This is a genomic window from Fumia xinanensis, from assembly GCF_014384905.1.
GTDB lineage: Bacteria > Bacillota > Clostridia > Oscillospirales > Ruminococcaceae > Fumia > Fumia xinanensis.
The window spans coordinates 236,078-251,670 of the sequence record NZ_JACRSV010000004.1 but is presented as its reverse complement, the minus strand read 5'-3'; the positions used below and the strand labels follow the sequence as shown (position 1 = coordinate 251,670).

General features: G+C 50.6%; 18 protein-coding genes and 1 tRNA gene. 4 read left to right on the top strand and 15 right to left on the bottom strand.

The genetic code is table 11. From position 1 onward, the window contains the following. The first annotated feature begins 379 nt into the window (after positions 1-379). From pyrB to trxA, 3 genes are read left to right on the top strand one after another with little or no spacing between them, the layout of a single operon-like run. Complete coding sequence (gene pyrB / locus H8710_RS12250; protein WP_249296122.1) at positions 380-1,456, top strand: aspartate carbamoyltransferase; 1,077 nt, start codon at positions 380-382, stop codon at positions 1,454-1,456. Further along, on the top strand, positions 1,419-2,000 hold the full coding sequence (locus H8710_RS12245) for a flavodoxin family protein (RefSeq protein ID WP_249296121.1): 582 nt from the start codon (positions 1,419-1,421) through the stop codon (positions 1,998-2,000). The genes pyrB and H8710_RS12245 overlap by 38 nt, the downstream gene beginning before the upstream one ends. After that, positions 1,997-2,320: a thioredoxin gene (trxA, locus tag H8710_RS12240; protein WP_249296120.1), complete on the top strand. Its 324-nt coding sequence runs from the start codon at positions 1,997-1,999 to the stop codon at positions 2,318-2,320. The genes H8710_RS12245 and trxA overlap by 4 nt, the downstream gene beginning before the upstream one ends. Positions 2,321-2,378: 58 nt before the next feature. On the opposite strand, the gene H8710_RS12235 is transcribed toward trxA, so the two are convergent. From H8710_RS12235 to H8710_RS12170, 15 genes are all read right to left on the bottom strand, one after another. Then, positions 2,379-3,434 carry a DUF4179 domain-containing protein gene (locus H8710_RS12235; RefSeq protein WP_249296119.1) on the bottom strand — a complete coding sequence of 352 codons (1,056 nt, stop codon included), beginning with the start codon at positions 3,432-3,434 and terminating at the stop codon, positions 2,379-2,381. A gap of 35 nt (positions 3,435-3,469) precedes the next feature. Then, positions 3,470-4,030, bottom strand: coding sequence for a sigma-70 family RNA polymerase sigma factor (locus H8710_RS12230; protein WP_249296118.1), 561 nt, complete (start codon positions 4,028-4,030; stop codon positions 3,470-3,472). 217 nt (positions 4,031-4,247) lie between these two features. After that, a complete protein-coding gene (locus H8710_RS13415) occupies positions 4,248-4,379 on the bottom strand; it encodes a hypothetical protein (protein ID WP_283242874.1) in 132 nt (43 codons plus the stop codon). Positions 4,380-4,415: 36 nt separating this feature from the next. Next, positions 4,416-5,312, bottom strand: a complete 897-nt coding sequence (locus tag H8710_RS12225) for a polysaccharide deacetylase family protein (protein ID WP_249296117.1) — start codon at positions 5,310-5,312, stop codon at positions 4,416-4,418. A gap of 162 nt (positions 5,313-5,474) precedes the next feature. Further along, positions 5,475-6,848: a DNA repair protein RadA gene (radA, locus tag H8710_RS12220; RefSeq protein WP_249296116.1), complete on the bottom strand. Its 1,374-nt coding sequence runs from the start codon at positions 6,846-6,848 to the stop codon at positions 5,475-5,477. A gap of 40 nt (positions 6,849-6,888) precedes the next feature. Further along, the gene (locus H8710_RS12215; RefSeq protein WP_249296115.1) at positions 6,889-7,626 is read right to left on the bottom strand and encodes an N-acetylmuramoyl-L-alanine amidase; all 738 of its coding nucleotides are present in this window, start codon (positions 7,624-7,626) and stop codon (positions 6,889-6,891) included. Positions 7,627-7,765: 139 nt separating this feature from the next. Further along, positions 7,766-8,362, bottom strand: coding sequence for a hypothetical protein (locus H8710_RS12210; RefSeq protein ID WP_249296114.1), 597 nt, complete (start codon positions 8,360-8,362; stop codon positions 7,766-7,768). A 90-nt stretch (positions 8,363-8,452) separates the two neighbouring features. Then, a complete protein-coding gene (locus H8710_RS12205) occupies positions 8,453-9,709 on the bottom strand; it encodes a peptidase U32 family protein (RefSeq protein ID WP_346727115.1) in 1,257 nt (418 codons plus the stop codon). Between the two features lie 82 nt (positions 9,710-9,791). Beyond that, a complete protein-coding gene (gene mltG, locus H8710_RS12200) occupies positions 9,792-11,057 on the bottom strand; it encodes an endolytic transglycosylase MltG (RefSeq protein WP_249296113.1) in 1,266 nt (421 codons plus the stop codon). Positions 11,058-11,088: 31 nt separating this feature from the next. Next, positions 11,089-11,679, bottom strand: coding sequence for a 5-formyltetrahydrofolate cyclo-ligase (locus tag H8710_RS12195; RefSeq protein WP_249296112.1), 591 nt, complete (start codon positions 11,677-11,679; stop codon positions 11,089-11,091). After that, the gene (locus H8710_RS12190; protein ID WP_249296111.1) at positions 11,667-12,221 is read right to left on the bottom strand and encodes a DJ-1 family glyoxalase III; all 555 of its coding nucleotides are present in this window, start codon (positions 12,219-12,221) and stop codon (positions 11,667-11,669) included. Before H8710_RS12190 ends, H8710_RS12195 begins: the two co-directional genes overlap by 13 nt. Positions 12,222-12,294: 73 nt before the next feature. Beyond that, positions 12,295-13,137, bottom strand: coding sequence for a GNAT family N-acetyltransferase (locus H8710_RS12185; protein ID WP_249296110.1), 843 nt, complete (start codon positions 13,135-13,137; stop codon positions 12,295-12,297). Beyond that, a complete protein-coding gene (locus H8710_RS12180; RefSeq protein ID WP_249296109.1) occupies positions 13,138-14,025 on the bottom strand; it encodes a DUF2156 domain-containing protein in 888 nt (295 codons plus the stop codon). A 14-nt stretch (positions 14,026-14,039) separates the two neighbouring features. Continuing rightward, the gene (locus H8710_RS12175) at positions 14,040-14,705 is read right to left on the bottom strand and encodes a dTMP kinase (RefSeq protein WP_249296108.1); all 666 of its coding nucleotides are present in this window, start codon (positions 14,703-14,705) and stop codon (positions 14,040-14,042) included. Position 14,706: 1 nt separating this feature from the next. Further along, positions 14,707-15,345: a hypothetical protein gene (locus H8710_RS12170; protein ID WP_249296107.1), complete on the bottom strand. Its 639-nt coding sequence runs from the start codon at positions 15,343-15,345 to the stop codon at positions 14,707-14,709. 170 nt (positions 15,346-15,515) lie between these two features. Here H8710_RS12170 and H8710_RS12165 point away from each other — a divergent pair. Beyond that, positions 15,516-15,591 (top strand) — tRNA-Thr (locus H8710_RS12165). Positions 15,592-15,593 lie beyond the last annotated feature (2 nt).

The window sequence follows — 15,593 nt, the reverse complement described above, 5'->3', positions numbered from 1 at the left end:
TCTCGGCCGGTTCAGTCCCTTCCCTTTAGGCGCCTCTTCCCTTTGCATCCCCCGCCTCCGCCGGACATGCCCTCTTCCGAAGCCTTTCTATTATATCATCTCTCTTCCCCTATGTCAAGCGCTTTTTTCGCCTTCACACTGGTTCCCTGAGACATTTTTGCTGCCCCTCTTCATTTTCCCTCGTTTTGCGACAGCTTGTTTATTTTATCACGCCAATATACAATTGTCAAGGGGAACTTTACAGAAATTTGCAAGTTTTTTTAAAAAGCCGAAAATTCTCACTTTCTTTTCTTCCTTCATAATGTTCATAAATCGCCTCTTGTTATTTTAAGGTGCTAATGATAGAATAAAGTAGAAAATAATCACGGAGGACAACACCATGAGCTGCAACCATTTGATCGACCTTGCAGATCTTCCCATGGAACAATGGGATAACATTATTCACTTAGCCTTGAAGATTGAACAGAATCCTCGGGATTTTTACGGCATTATGGAAGGAAAAATTCTCGCCACCCTGTTTTACGAACCATCGACCCGTACCCAAATGTCTTTTCAAAGCGCCATGCTCCGTCTGGGCGGACAAGTCATTGGTTTTTCGAATCCTCAGAATTCTTCGGTGGCAAAAGGTGAAACCCTAGGTGACACTATCCGCATTGTCAACTCCTATTCAGACATTATCGCCATCCGCCATCCGCTGGAAGGTGCTGCAAAAGCAGCAGCTGCCTACTCACAGCGCTGCCCCGTCATTAATGCCGGAGACGGCGGACACCTCCATCCCACCCAAACTCTGACTGACCTAGTTACATTAGTAAAGGAAAAAGGACAGTTGGACAATCTGACCATCGGCATCTGCGGCGACTTAAAATATGGACGTACCGTTCATTCTCTTATCAAGGCCCTCTCCAAATATGACAACAATAAATTTGTCCTGATTTCCACCAAAGAACTGGCTGTCCCGGCCTATATTAAAAATATTTTAAATAGTGCTGGCTGTTCCTATACCGAGGTCTTTTCCCTCAGCGAGGTCATTGGCGACCTGGATGTCCTTTATATGACCCGTATCCAAAAAGAACGGTTTTTAAGCGAAGCGGAATATGAAGCACAAAAAAACATCTACGTCCTGGACACTGAAAAACTTTCTCTGGCGAAAAAAGAGATGAAAATTCTTCATCCCCTGCCCCGCGTGGATGAAATCACCCAACAAGTAGACAACGATCCCAGGGCAGTTTACTTTAAACAGGCTCAATATGGCGTGTTTGGCCGCATGGCGTTGATTATCCGGATGCTGAGCAAGCAGGATTACCAGCAAAACTTATTTTATGGCACCTCTCAGACTGGCCATCCCTGTGCCAACCCCAATTGTATTACCAATGCTGAAACCTACCTGCCGAAACATTACATAGAAAGCGGCGATATGCTTGTCTGCGAATACTGCGAACAAAAAATTCTCATCTGAAATCGTGGTACTCCACGGTTCTCCTCATAATGACTCCTACACCGAAAAACTTACGGCGGCTTATCTAGAACAACTCGAAAGCACGGCTTATGTCCGGCACGTAGATTTGTTTGAAACCCGTATTAAGCCCTGTACCGACTGTAAATACTGCTACAAACACGACGGCTGTCCGCTTCACGATTCTTTTGAAAGCATTGCCGATAAGCTGGATCAAGCAGACGCCATTATCCTTTCGACACCGGTGTATTATCTAGGATTTCCAGCACCATTTAAGGCATTTATCGATCGGACACAGCAGCTATTTGTCCGCCGGGTCCTGTTTAAACGGGAAAAAATTGCGAACAATAAAAAAGGTATTTTAATTTGCACTTGTGGAGGCTGCGACCTTTCGGCAGTGGAATCACTCAAAGCTCCAGCTGAGATGTTTTTCTCTGTTTTTGGAGCGACTCTTTCCGAAACGGTTTATCTCGCCGGAACCGACCTGCCTCCAGAAAAGCGCAGATGCAATCGAATCAAACTAATTGAAAAGGAGATGTCAAAATGAGTACGATTCATATTACAGAAACAGATTTTGAAGAAATGGTACTGGGTTCTGAGCTGCCAGTGCTGGTGGACTTTTGGGCACCCTGGTGTAATCCCTGCAAAATGCTGGGTCCCGTCATTGACGAAATTGCCGACGAAGTGGACGGAAAAGCCCTGGTATGCAAGGTAAATATTGACGAAGAACAAAACCTCGCTCAAGAGTACCGCGTCATGAGCATTCCAACTCTCTTATACTTCAAGGGAGGGAAAGTGGTGAACCAGATGGTTGGCGTTCGCCCAAAGGAAGAACTTCTGGAGGCTTTGGAGCTCTCTGAAAAATAAAGACTTGTTAAATCGAAAGCCCCGGTGGATATCCACCGGGGCTTTCGTAATCAGATTCTTATTCTGCAACCGGAATTGTAATTCCCCGATAGGTAATGGACGCAATATCCGCGGGATCAATCACCTTGGCAAACTGAATTGTCGCCACTGCTTTTAGGCCTTCGCTGCCGGTTCCTCCACCGGTAAATTCCTGGAACACCGTGCCGTCTTTCATTTGAATGGAAACGTCATAGTCACCGGACTCGTCACTTAAAAACGTTCCTTTTGAAGATACCTCCAGCTCATCCAAGGCGACTTTTCCCTGCAATTCAAAGCTGGCCGACAGGGGAGATATGCTCACGGATTTCAAGGTTACAGTTTGCCCGCTATAGTCGAACTCTTTGTTGACTTTATAGCTCTTGGAAGTATCCTTGTAATCCATTTTAAAATCCAATTTCCACTCCCCGGCTTCCAAGATTGTGCTGGGTTCTTCCAAATCGCCGCTTTGGATGCTGTCGTTTACCAGATTTCCCAGGGCCAAACTGACTTTTTCACCGGAAAAATTCTTATCAGTGGTGCAGCTTATTACATAGCTCGCCTTATTATCGCTGGGATTTCCGTCATCGATCTGAGTTACATACCAGCCCATCGATGTCGGTCCGTTTTTTTCAAGCCAGATGCGGGTGTCGCTGAATCGGTACATGTCAGTAACGGTTTCCCCTTCAGGAGCTGTCAGATCAAACAGAATATTTACGCTTTTTTTGTCACCTACCACACCTTTTACGTCTACGGTATATCCGCCTTTAGTGTCGCTGGCAACCACCTGGCCGCCCGCCGCACTGAGAAGAGCGATGTCATTTTCTCCGCTGGCCCCGAAAAATTTTTGGAAGGCTGGGCCCATGTCAAAAGCCGCCGCCACCGCAACTGTTAGGGAAGAAACCCCAATGGCCGCCGCAACTAAAATAGCGACGCCCCTCCTACTCCATCTTTTCCGTTTGCAGCCTACTTCTTTCATCACATTGTCCTGAATGTGGTTCTGTTCCTGTTGTGTCAAAGCTAATTCCTCCATTTCAATTTCGGCGAGGAATTCTTCGTCCAGCAAATCCATGCACTCATCTATTCTGCTGTTACTCATTATCATCATTCCTTCCTGGAAATTGACCTCAGTGGTCACACCGCGGCTCCCCGCTCGATCAGCATGGCTTTCAGCTTCTGCTTGCCCCGAAACAGCTTGTTTTCCACCGCTTTCGGGCTGAGCCCCAGCTGCAGAGCAATCGCCTTGATGCGCTCACAATAAAAATACCGGCGAATGAATATTTCTCGGTCCGGCTCTGGAAGCTCCGAAACCGTCTGCCGCACAATTTCTCCATTTCTTTTTCTTGAAAGCTCTGACTCCAAGTCCAACTCCATCTGCAAACTGTCTTCTTCTAGGGGAAGCAGTTCATAGACCCGCTTTTGGTATCTCAAACGGTTGATGGCCGTATTTCGGGCAATGGAGGCAGTATAGGCCTTCAGGGTGCCTTTTTGAAGGTCGATACTGCCGGCTGCCCGCCAAAGCTTCACAAAAGTATCGGAAATACATTCTTCGATATCTTGCTGATGATCGGCTCCCAGAATCCGCACAGCCACTGCCTTACAGAGGCCGCCATACTGTCTGATTGCCTGCTCCACGCCCTTTTCCGGTTCGTTTTGCATGAGAGTGATAAGTTGCTGGTCGTCCAATTTCCGCACCACACTTTCTTTCTGAAAAGCTTTTCACCTATTAATACCTCCAGTGCATCAAAGTCACTCACTATTTTTATCCATATGTACGAAATCAGCTGTCTCCCCACCGAGGCGCCACCCGCTCATCAATAGAAAATCAGCGCATCCCGTCTCCAGGATGCGCTTTTCATTGTGGCAGTAATTTTCTAAAGGTTCCATAGCACAACATGTACCGTCTGCGCCATCATCGCAAATAATTTTGATAGAGCTCATAGCATAGTCCCAAAAGGCAAACAGCCAGCATCACCCACAAAATCGCCGCCGTCGTTTTGAACACCGCTTTTGGTTTGCGGTGCCTGCGGTATCTGGAAGCCACAGGTCTTCCCCCTTCCCACCGGAGATTCCGATGGAATCAGTATGTGCAGTTCACCGCTTTCATATCCGTAAGAAAGTAGTATTTTTGGTTAATTTCGATAGGCTCACCCCGGCAGGCAAACATCTGAGACACATTGGTCACCTGGTAGCCCTCTTCTATCAGCTTTGGAAGGAGGATGTCAAGCGCATCCGCCGTTTTTTCATACACGTCGTGGAGCAAGATGATCGATCCGTCCTTCACGTCCTCCATCACGTTGTCCACGATTTCCTGAGCGTCGTAGGCTTTTCCGTCCTGAGGGTCCACATTCCAAAGAATCGCTGCCATAGGGATTTTACTGAGAATCATCTGATTGATACGCCCGTAAGGCGGCCGATAAAGCCTCGGTTCCTTTCCGGTCAGATCCTTGATGAGCTTGTTCGTGTCGTTCATCTGCTGATTAATGGAATGCTGGTTGAGCCCCACAAACTGTTTGTGGCTGTAGCTGTGGTTCCCAATTTCCATACCATGGTTAAAGGCGTAAAGGGTATTTTCCCCGTATTCCTCCAGCCGGTATCCCATGACGAAAAAAGTGGCCTTGCTGTTATACTCCGTCAGCGTATCCACAATACGTTTCGTATATTGGGAAGGGCCGTCGTCAAAAGTCAAAGCGACGATGGGCTTATCAGGGTCCAGGTTATCCACGTTTTCCTCCTCCATAGACCACCAGGGGAGATCGGTGCCGCCGATGCGTCCATCGGAAACAGGCCCGGATGAGGATTCGGAAGGCGGCTTTTCTTCCGAAACTCCCGAAGACATCGAACTTCCAGAAGAAGACTCCTCCTTGGAGGAAACCGGTTGGGGGCGCAGGCAAAGGTACAGGGTGTACCCAAAAATCAACAGCGTCAGCGCCAAAAGAATACTGTAAAACCGAACCGTATGCTTTTTCTGTCCCATACTCCCCCTCCTTCCTTCTAAAACATGATAATAGATTTATGATACCATAAATTCACCTCTGCGTCTAATACAAAACGGTAAAATATAATTACAATTTCATTCCAATATTTGGGCAGGTAAACAATTGACGGGAATTCGTTTAAACGAATTCCCGTTTACTTCTCATGATTCTTTTTGTATCGCCCGAAGCGCTTCCCGGATGTCTCCCACGCCGATGAGTTCCAGGTCAAAACGGACGCTTCCCAGTTGCTCCAGGGACGACCGTGGTAGAATGCACCGTCGAAAGCCCATCCGTTCTCCCTCCCGGATGCGGTCCTCCACCCGGACGACCCCGCGGATTTCCCCGCCCAGGCCAACCTCTCCGACAGCGAAGGTATCAGACGGAATCGGCTTATCCCGAAGCCCCGATACCATAGCCAAAGCGATGGGGAGGTCGGTTGCCGGCTCGTCCAGACGCAGGCCGCCCACCACATTGACGTAAGCGTCCAGGTTTCCAAAGAAGTACCCCGCTCGCTTTTCCAGCACGGCAATGAGTAGCGACATCCGGTTATAATCAAACCCCGTGGCCATCCGGCGTGGGGACGGAAACCCGGTTTTCGTAATCAGCGCCTGGACTTCGGCCAGCACTGGACGACTTCCCTCCAGTACACAGACGACACAGCTCCCGGAAACGTCCTGAGGCCGCTCCGCCAAAAGCATGGCCGACGGGTTTCTCACCTCGGTAAGGCCCTTGTCCCGCATCTCGAACACAGCGATCTCGTTGGTGGCCCCGTACCGGTTTTTCACCGCGCGGAGAATACGGTAGCTGTGATGCTCGTCTCCCTCAAAAAAGAACACGGCGTCCACAATGTGTTCCAGCACCCGCGGCCCCGCCAGATTGCCCTCCTTGGTCACGTGCCCCACCAGAATGATGGAGATGTCGTTTTCCTTGGCAACCGCCAGCAGGGCGTTGGTGCATTCCCGCACCTGGGAAACGCTTCCCGCCGAGGACGCCACCCCCGAAAGCACCATGGTCTGGATGGAGTCGATGACCACCACATGAGGCTTCTCGTTCTTAATGGTGGCGATGATGGTCTCCAAATCGTTGTGGGCCAAAATAAACAGATGCTCAGCGTTGACTCCGAGCCTCGTCGCCCGGAGCTTGATCTGCTTCGCCGACTCCTCCCCCGAAACATAGAGCACCTTGAGCCCCTGCCCCAGCGACTGGGACACCTGCAATAACAGGGTGGATTTCCCGATGCCCGGGTCGCCGCCCAGCAGCAGAAGCGAGCCTTTGACCAGCCCTCCGCCCAGCACTCGGTCCAGCTCGGAAATCCCGGTTAGATACCGGATATCCTCCTGGGAGTGGATTTCCCCGATATGGGAAACCGCCGCCGGCTTTCCCCCGCTCCGGGAGCCGGACACCGCCGGGGAAGCGGCCATGGGTGTCACCTGCTCAAAGCTGTTCCATGCCGAGCAAGCTGGGCATTTTCCCATCCATTTTACCGTCTCATATCCGCATTCTCTGCATACATACAGGTCTTTCGCCTTGGCCATCGGTCACTCCTGTCCTTTCCCGTCCTCTTTGATCTTTTATTCAGCCTATCTCGCTCTCAATCTGCTGATTATCCTCTAATTCTTTTACAAGGCCGCTGTAAATCACAAACGCCACCTTGCTCTGGTATTCCTCGTTTAATAAATTCCCGCATTCCTCTGGATTGGAAATAAAACCGCATTCCACCAGCACAATGGGATTTTCACTCCGGTAGAGCAAAAACAGATCCTTGCCGCCGGGCTTGATTTCCCTCGTGTTGTCCGGCTGGAGCTCCCCGGCAAAGGTTTTTTGGATCGACTGGGCGATTTCCTTGCTCAAAGGGTTCTTCTTTCCGTAAAACATCTGCGCCCCGTGGTATTTCGATTGAGGGAACTGGTTTTGATGGATGGAAAGGACGATGGCGTCAGGGTTTTTCTCGATGAGCTTCAGCCGGTTGTACATATCGGATTTTTTTTGTTTGCCGATGCCCTTGATGCCATCGTCGTAAATGGACACATCAGTATCTCTTGTCATCAACACCTCATATCCCTGGATTTCCAGCAGGCTCCGGAGCTTTAGAGAGATGGCGAGATTGATGTCCTTTTCAATGACGCCGCCGGTTCCAATGGCACCGCCATCCATGCCGCCGTGGCCCGGATCGATGATGACTTTCCGGAACTGGGACGGTTCTCCCGCAGCGGAAAGATGTTCTTTGACCTGGCTCGCCGCAACAAAAAACATGACCATGGCCAACAATACCGCAGAAACGGTCAGCAAACCCCCATGACGACTTTTTCTCATCAAAACCCACCCTTTGCATACAGAATCTTTTTAAAATCTTATTCGGTATGCCGGGAGAATATGAGTGGACAGCCTTTATTGTAATGCAACAAGGTTTCGGGATTCGATCTCCGGCCAAAGGCTGCCAGTGGGTGGGGAGTTATTCGGCCTTATTTTCCTGTTTATAAACCAGTCTTTCCCTAATAGAAATATGCCGCACGCCCAGTTCGTACCCGACAGTACAGAACAAAACGTAAATGAGCGGCATCAGCGCCAAAATGACAAACGCCCCCCAGGAAAGCCCCGGCGTCGACGCCGTCGCCCAGCCCCAGTCCCGGTGAATGAGTTTCATAAACCCATAAAGCGGCGCGTTGAGGATACGGAAAGTCCGCAAGAAGTCGAAAGGCAGAACCTTCGCAAGGGACAGCGCCAGCATAAGGTCCATCACTCCGTAGGGTATCATGGCGAGAAGCCCTATCTTCAGCCCTTTGTACGGCTCTCTTTCGATCCGCCCGAACTGGATGTAATTCGCTTCCTTGTCCCCCTGCCGCCACATGAACTGGTAGACCATGCCTCCGTCCAGTATGAGGCAGACCACCCCCATGAGCAGGAGCGACCACCACTGGTCCTCAAAGAGGAACTTGATGGCCCCGCACAAAATCATCGAATAAATGGTCGCTAAAAACAAATTGAGATAGGTCTGACCGGTTAAATAACCGATGCCGCATTTGAAATTACCTTGCTGTTTTTTTGTCACGTTGCAGTCGTCCTTTCTCTTGGAGCCGATGTATGGAAACTGTTAAGGAAATTTTCCCTGATTTACTGGATACACCCCGGTATTTTATCTCTATACATCCTTGCGGATTATCGTTCCCTCCGCCACGGGGGTTTTAAATGGAAAAGAAAACTTCATATGGGCGTGCCGCGTGTCCTCAATCGCCTCCCCCTCCTCGTTGTAAAGCTCTGTAATGGCAATTTCCACCGGGCGTTTCCCCGGCTCCAGCAGTTCCACCTTATCCCCTGCGAAAAACTTGTTTTTCTGGGTACAGTAGGCCACTCCATCTTTCCAGCAGTCCACTATCGCCACAATATCACAGTTGCGGATATAACCGCCGGTGTCATAGCGCTGCCCCTCCTGGGGCCGCCCGAAATAAAATCCAGTAGAATAGTCCCTGTGGCTCACCTTCCGCACTTCGTCCATGAGCCAGGGTTCTAATTTCCAATTTTGGGGGCTTTCAAGATAGCTGTCCACCCCAATCCGGTAGGCGTTCGTCACCACCGAAACGTAGTAGGACGATTTGGCCCGCCCCTCGATTTTCAGCGAGGTGGCTCCCGCCTCGATCACCTTGTCGATATACTCCAGCATACAGAGGTCCTTGGCGTTTAAAATATAAGTCCCCTGTTCGTTTTCCATAATGGGCATGGGCTGGTCAAGGCGTTTTTCCTCCACCAGATAATACCCCCACCGGCAGGGTTGGGCGCATTCTCCCCGGTTGGCGTCCCGGTGCGCCATGTAGTTCGATAAGAGGCATCTCCCTGAAAAGGACATGCACATGGCCCCGTGAACAAAAACCTCGATTTCCAGCTCCGGCGGAGTGTGGTCCCGGATGTAGCGGATGTCTTCCAGCGACAATTCCCGGGCCAGCACAACCCGCTTGGCCCCCATTTTATAAAATTCCGTAGCTGTCACCGCATTGACGATGCCCGCCTGAGTAGAAATGTGGATTTCCACCTGGGGGGCCGCTTTTTTTGCCGTGGTCAGCACGCCGATGTCGCTAACGATAAAGGCATCCACTCCGCAGCCTGCGGCATTTTGGAGAAATTCCTCCAACCGTTCCATTTCCCTGTTGTTCGGCAGGGTGTTGCAGGTAAGGTACACCCGGACGCCCCGCTCATGGGCATATTGGACGGCCGCTTTCAGATCATCCATGCCAAAGTTAGCCGAAGCCGCCCGCATGCCATACTCAGTGCTTCCCAGGTAGACAGCGTCCGCTCCAAAGCGGATGGCTGCCTTGAGCCGTTCCATATCCCCCACGGGAGCCAGTACTTCCGGCTTTGTCATCATTACGTTCATTCCTCCAAACTCCTTGATTGCCGCTCGCACAAACGAGAACCCTTCCCCCTTCCCGCAGCAGCCCTATGGGAAAGGAGAAGGGGCAAATCGTTTACAGTCTCAATTCCAGCGTTTACCGCGCGTTCTGGCGAAGGCCCGCTTTCTGGACGTTTTGATTGTGTTCTTCCAGTGTCTCAGCGTAATAGAATTCACCGGTGCGCAGGTCGGTGCAGAAGAAGTAGTACGGGGTGTCCTCCGGCTGAAGCACCGCCATGATGGCGTGCAATCCGGGGTTATTGATGGGGCCGGGCGGCAGGCCATTACCCACATAGGTGTTGTAGGCGTCAGCGATTTCCTGGCTGCCCTGATTTCCAAGAATCTGCTCAGTGGCGTAATCTCTGGTAGGATCGGCGTCCAGCCGCGGGAAGGTGGCCGGGTCGTTTAGACGGTTTAAGTAAACCGACGCGACCTTTTTCATCTCCTCCACATTGGGCGCCTCCGCCTGGACAATGGACGCGATAGTAAGCAATTCATGGAGGTCCATGCCCTGCTTGGTCATCAAGTCCTTCACATCGGTGGAAATCTTGGAATCAAAGTTCACCAGCATCTTGCGGATGACGTTGAGGGGCGTATCCCCCTTATAGAACTCATAGGTATCGGGGAAAAGATAGCCCTCCATCTTATAGAAGATCTTGCTGTCGTCTGGAATCTGCTGTTCAAAATCGAAGCCGAAATCGGTGGAATTCACTTTCGACATGAAGTCCGCGGCCTCGCAGACGCCGTTTTCACTGAGAATCCGTGCCACTTTATTGAGCGGCAGGCCCTCCGGGATGGTGACCGTCACCGTTTCCCGCTGATTGGATTTCTGCATTGTCCGCATCATGATGGTATAGCCCATATTCGTATTGAGCACGTGCTCGCCTTCGGCGTATTTTCCGTCGTAATTTTCATAACCGGAAATTTTCTCGAAAATCCAGGGGTATTTGATAAGTCCCTCATCATGGAGAATATTGCTGATCTCCTTGGTGGTAGCCCCTTCGGGAATGACGATTTCAATGGCCTTATCAGGCTTGGTCACCGCTAAAACGTCGTTAATGGCGCTGATGCAGAAGTAAGAAATCACTGCGCAGACCGCCAACACCACTAAAATATAAACAATCGAATAGATTTTGCCTTTGCGGCGCACTTTTTTGCGCTTTCTTCGGGGCGGCTCGTCTCCAAACGTCCCCACGGCATAGGCGCCAGTCTCCCGCTGCTCCTTCGCTTTCTGAGAATCGAAGGGAACCGTCTGCTCCAAATGCTCCTGGGGTCCGTCAAACTGTTCATCGCTGTCATAGAGGGGAAAAGTCCCGGCATCTTCCATTCCCGGTTCCATTCCCTCCTTGTTTTTTTCGTCCATGCTTTTTCTCCTCTGCCGGAAACCCCCGGCTCTATTTTCCGTGAAACCGTTTCACAAATTTATCTGTTACCAGTATATCGACCATTTTATCATATCTTCCGTGAGGGAGCAACGATTTTAGACAAATATTGTAGCAAACCCCTATATTTTTCCCTTCATATTTGGATAGAAAGCGGTCATAATACCCCTTGCCATACCCCAACCGGTATCCCTGGATGTCGAATCCAAGACCCGGCAGGATGCAAACGGAGCCTTCAAACGCTTTTAGTTCCTGACATCGCTCAGGAGGCGGTTCCAGCACCCCGAAGGCCCCCGGCTCCAAATCGCTTAACGAACGGATGATGTAGAACTTCATGTCGATCTTACCCGGTGTGCAGCGGGGCACCGCCACGGTTTTTCCGTCCAAAAGCGCCTGCTCGATAAGGGCTTTGGTGTCCACCTCGATGTCGGTGGAGACATAAGTAAGGAGGATTTTAGCGTTTCTATACTCCGGCAGCTTCAAAACCCTATCGAGAATCGCCATGTCCTTCCTGTTTTTTTCCTCGAAAGGCATCTTGCGTCTCAGGTCCTTAAATTCCGCCCGCAGTTTTTTCTTGACTTCCCGGATGTCTACTCTTGCCATTGGATCCCCGCTTTCAGATGCTCTGCCCGGCCCGGCGAACAGATTGCTTCTGCCATTGCGAATGCAAATTGAAACGCCGTTCCTGCTCCTTTGGATGTTATGATATTTCCGTCCCGAACCACTGGGACACTGAGCACCTGGGCACCGATGAGTTCCCCTTCAAAGCCGGGGAAACATACCGCCTTTTTGTTCTGCAAAATCCCCATATGCCCCAGAATCGACGGAGCGGCGCAGATAGCGCCAATGAGAATTTCCTCGGACATACAGTGGCGGATCATATTCTGCACTTCCTCGCTCTGCTCCAGATTGAGAGTGCCCGGCATCCCGCCTGGCAGCACGATGGCCTGAAGACCATTGCAAGTCATCTCCTCCGGCGTAATATCACAGGCAACTGTGATACCGTGAGATCCCCGGACTACCTGCCCGCCGATCCCTACAGTTTTCACATCCAGCTCGCACCGCCTGAGCATGTCCACCTGAACCAGCGCTTCCACTTCTTCAAAGCCGTTTGCCAAAAACACGTATACCATCTCATTCACCATTCCTTTTTCGCTCTGTTGCGGTTTGAGTCCAAATTCGCCCTTTTTTCAGGTTGAAAGAAACAGATTCTACCGCTCAGTCCAGCATCAAAGCCATGTATCCGGATCCGCCCCAATGCTCTTTCAGGGACGAACTTCCGCTATCTAGATATTTTCCCATGCCGAAGGGCACTGTCTGCAATTTTTTGCCTGGTAACGGGCTGTGCACCTTAACGGTTTTTTTTCCGTACCGCTCCATCAGTGAACGGGCCGTCCGCTCCCATGCCTTCCCGCTGCACTCTCGCAGGTAAATTCCGTCCGCTGCGCAGGTAAAGGCGGCGTAACGTCGTTTTCCGTCCTCTTCATATAAAAATACATCCCCGGAAAACTGCCTCAGTTCTTCAAAAATGTACCGCAACTCTTTTTTCGGGTGGCGAACCGGGTTTTTAAGCGAGTCAAGGAATTCTTCCCGCAGTACCCAAAACTCCTCAAAAGAACAGGGATGAAACTCATAAAACGCCTTTCCCCTGCCCTGGACGAGACCCTCCTCGATAAAAAAGGCGGTTTCATACCCCAATTTCCGGTACATAGGAAACAGTCCCGGATTTGCCGGCACGAGACAGCTGAAACTGCCGCCCCGCCGTCTGATTTCATCGTCGGCCCGCCGGTCAAGTTCTCGGTAGATGCCCCGGTGCTGAAATTCCGGCAGCGTTGCCACTGCATAGATGTAGCAGCCTCGCTCGCCGCCGACAAATACGTCCATCAGCGTCATCATCGAGATTGCTTTTCCATCAACCCGCCAGATAAGCGTGTCCTCCGGAACAAGCCGGCGCTTGAAATAAAAATCGCTATAGACGTCCTCTGTGTCAAAGCACCGCCGCCACATCTCCTGCAAATCTGGAATGTCCTCCCGGCAGGCGAAATCGAAATAACCTTCCATCTATCCGATCAGCTCCGCCGTGTATTTTTCCAGCAAAAAAGCGGGGTGGTAGGAAAGCTTCGCCTTCCTCAGCCCCTCCGAACCGGTGTCTTCTTCCCTGTTTACATAACGAAAATCTTCCATTTCCGACTGCACAAACAGCTGGTTGATAGCGGGATACGCTCCCTGAATCTCAGAAAACGCTTTCTCAAAATGCACGGCAAAGGTGGAATTCCCCACCGGTTCCCCAATGGTAAACGCTACGACCTTCCCGTTTTGCCGCAGTAGCCCGCCCTTGAACCCCAGTTTGAAAAAATTCCGCAGCGCCAGCATAACAGCGCAGCCCTCGTCTATTTTATCGTCGTCGGAAGCACAGCCGTTTTGCCGGCACCATTCCCGCTGCATGGACACGCATTCCTCGATATTTTGCTCTGTGATGGGCTCGTAGCCCCAGTCGTTATCCATAAACCGCTTGATGTGGTTTCGTTTGCCGTGGTAGCGTTTTCCGCTCAAATTGGCCAAAGCTTCCCGCTCGTAGACATATTCCGCGTCGTCCCGGTTATTTTTAAAAACCATCCGAGTGCCGTAAATCTGCTCCAGTTTTTCCTTATCTGGCTCCAAAATTCCGTGGAGACGGACCGGCAGACCATTTTCCCGGCAGTATTCCTCTATCTTTCCAATGGCTTTATCCAAATCCCCGTCTCCAATGGGGCATAGAAAGGAATACCCCTCTTTAATCTGGACTTTGGCAAAAAAGAAGCCGTCCTCCTCGCTGACGGCCATGGGGTACGCCAGCCGCCAGACATAATTAGCCGCAAAACTGAATTGGGCGGCACTTACATCTTTTTTACGGTAGTAAACGCTCATCCAGTCTTTATCTTCTATGGTAAGGGGCTTAAATTCCAGCATGGTATCGTCCTTTCTTAGGCTCTGCTCTCTATTTTCTCCATTATCCGCTCCGTCACGAATTCGAGGGGCAGTGGATTTTTTCCGTCATCGCAGCAAATCATCCGCCAATTCTGCGCCTTCGCAGCGTATTCCGCCGTCTCCTGGCAGCTTTGCAGATAAGCCCTGTCTTTTTCGTGGATATCCTTGCGGCTCTCGTCACCGCCGTAACGGCCCTCGATCAGTCGATCGGCCACACTGCGGCTCATATTGAGAAAAATCACCTGATCTGGCCGAGGCAGGCAAAGCTTTTCGTATTCGAAGTCATCCAGCCATTTTAAATATTCATCCCACTGATTTCGTGGCAACTTACCCATCTGATGAATGGCATTGGAGCTCACATATCTTGTCGCCAGAATAGTATGCCCGCTTAGGTACTCCTTTTCCCAAAATTTTTTAAAACTGGCATACCGGTCCACCGCGTAAAAAGTGCTGGCAGCGTAGGCGTTTACCCCATTGGGAGAATCGGAGAATTCCCCGCCTAAATACATCTTAACCAAAGCGGACGAAGGCTCGCCGTAATCCGGAAAGGAGATGAGCTTTACCTGCTCGCCCCGGGCCCGCAGGCATTTGGCCACCCGCTCGCTCTGAGTGGATTTGCCGCTGCCGTCCAATCCGTCGATGACAATGAGTTTTCCCGGCATCTTACGCGTCCTCCTCCGGCTTTTCTCCGAACAAAATCAGTTCTCTGGCATAGGGCAGGGTTTTAACCCAATCGCAGAACACATGCCATTCATCAAGCTTGTGGTTTTTCCGCGCCCGGTACATATTCACCAAATTTTCGTAACTAAAGGTGCAAGTCCGCATCTGGTTGTAGCTGGACGGCAAAAACTGAATCATATCGTACCAGTAAGCCTTATCCTTCGTCTCCAGATATTTGCCCCTCAGCTGTTCCAAATAGGCGATGACCCGGTCCATCTGGTCTAAAGTCTCATCCGTCATATGGTCACAGCTGAAATCCTCTCGCTCGAAAGCCTTGCTGTGAATTTTATGCATGGTGCTGGTAGAGTTTGCCACCGTGCCCACTTTATAGGTATCGTATTCCTTCCACCAATACAAAGGCGCCATAATATCCACCGAAACAAAAATCTGCCGAATGAATTTCCGGTGATCGCTTCCCGAAACGCAAAGCCGCCGGGCTAAATCCAAATCGTTTTCTCCCAGCACATAGTTCCCCTCGCCGTCGTAGCCGCTGTCACTGCGCGCCCAGCTGTTCATGGGATTACGGGCGCCCCTCATGGCGTTTTCCAGATTCATGACTGACGTTTTCTGAAGCGTAATCATAACTGCCTCCTGTTTGATTTTATTATCCCTTATATTCTATCATAAAACCACTTTTTTGACAATTGGTTTGCCGTCCTCTTTTTTCCTGATAAAATTTGAAAAAAAGGGGTTGACAATGCAGGTACAATTGAGTATAATATAAAAGCTGTCACTCGACAGAAATCAAAAATGCTGTTATGGCTCAGGTGGCAGAGCACGTCCTTGGTAAGGACGAGGTCACCGGTTCGAATCCGGTTAACAGCTCCAAG

Bases quoted from the DNA above. Each gene is read 5' to 3' on its own strand.
- H8710_RS12215 (WP_249296115.1), bottom strand. From the start codon at position 7,626: ATGAGAAAAAGTCGTCATGGGGGTTTGCTGACCGTTTCTGCGGTATTG.
- H8710_RS12170 (WP_249296107.1), bottom strand. From the start codon at position 15,345: ATGATTACGCTTCAGAAAACGTCAGTCATGAATCTGGAAAACGCCATG.
- radA (WP_249296116.1), bottom strand. From the start codon at position 6,848: ATGGCCAAGGCGAAAGACCTGTATGTATGCAGAGAATGCGGATATGAG.
- pyrB (WP_249296122.1), top strand. From the start codon at position 380: ATGAGCTGCAACCATTTGATCGACCTTGCAGATCTTCCCATGGAACAA.
- H8710_RS12195 (WP_249296112.1), bottom strand. From the start codon at position 11,679: ATGGCAAGAGTAGACATCCGGGAAGTCAAGAAAAAACTGCGGGCGGAA.
- H8710_RS12225 (WP_249296117.1), bottom strand. From the start codon at position 5,312: ATGGGACAGAAAAAGCATACGGTTCGGTTTTACAGTATTCTTTTGGCG.
- H8710_RS12235 (WP_249296119.1), bottom strand. From the start codon at position 3,434: ATGAGTAACAGCAGAATAGATGAGTGCATGGATTTGCTGGACGAAGAA.
- H8710_RS12175 (WP_249296108.1), bottom strand. From the start codon at position 14,705: ATGCCGGGAAAACTCATTGTCATCGACGGATTGGACGGCAGCGGCAAA.
- H8710_RS12180 (WP_249296109.1), bottom strand. From the start codon at position 14,025: ATGCTGGAATTTAAGCCCCTTACCATAGAAGATAAAGACTGGATGAGC.
- mltG (WP_249296113.1), bottom strand. From the start codon at position 11,057: ATGGACGAAAAAAACAAGGAGGGAATGGAACCGGGAATGGAAGATGCC.
- trxA (WP_249296120.1), top strand. From the start codon at position 1,997: ATGAGTACGATTCATATTACAGAAACAGATTTTGAAGAAATGGTACTG.
- H8710_RS12190 (WP_249296111.1), bottom strand. From the start codon at position 12,221: ATGGTGAATGAGATGGTATACGTGTTTTTGGCAAACGGCTTTGAAGAA.
- H8710_RS12185 (WP_249296110.1), bottom strand. From the start codon at position 13,137: ATGGAAGGTTATTTCGATTTCGCCTGCCGGGAGGACATTCCAGATTTG.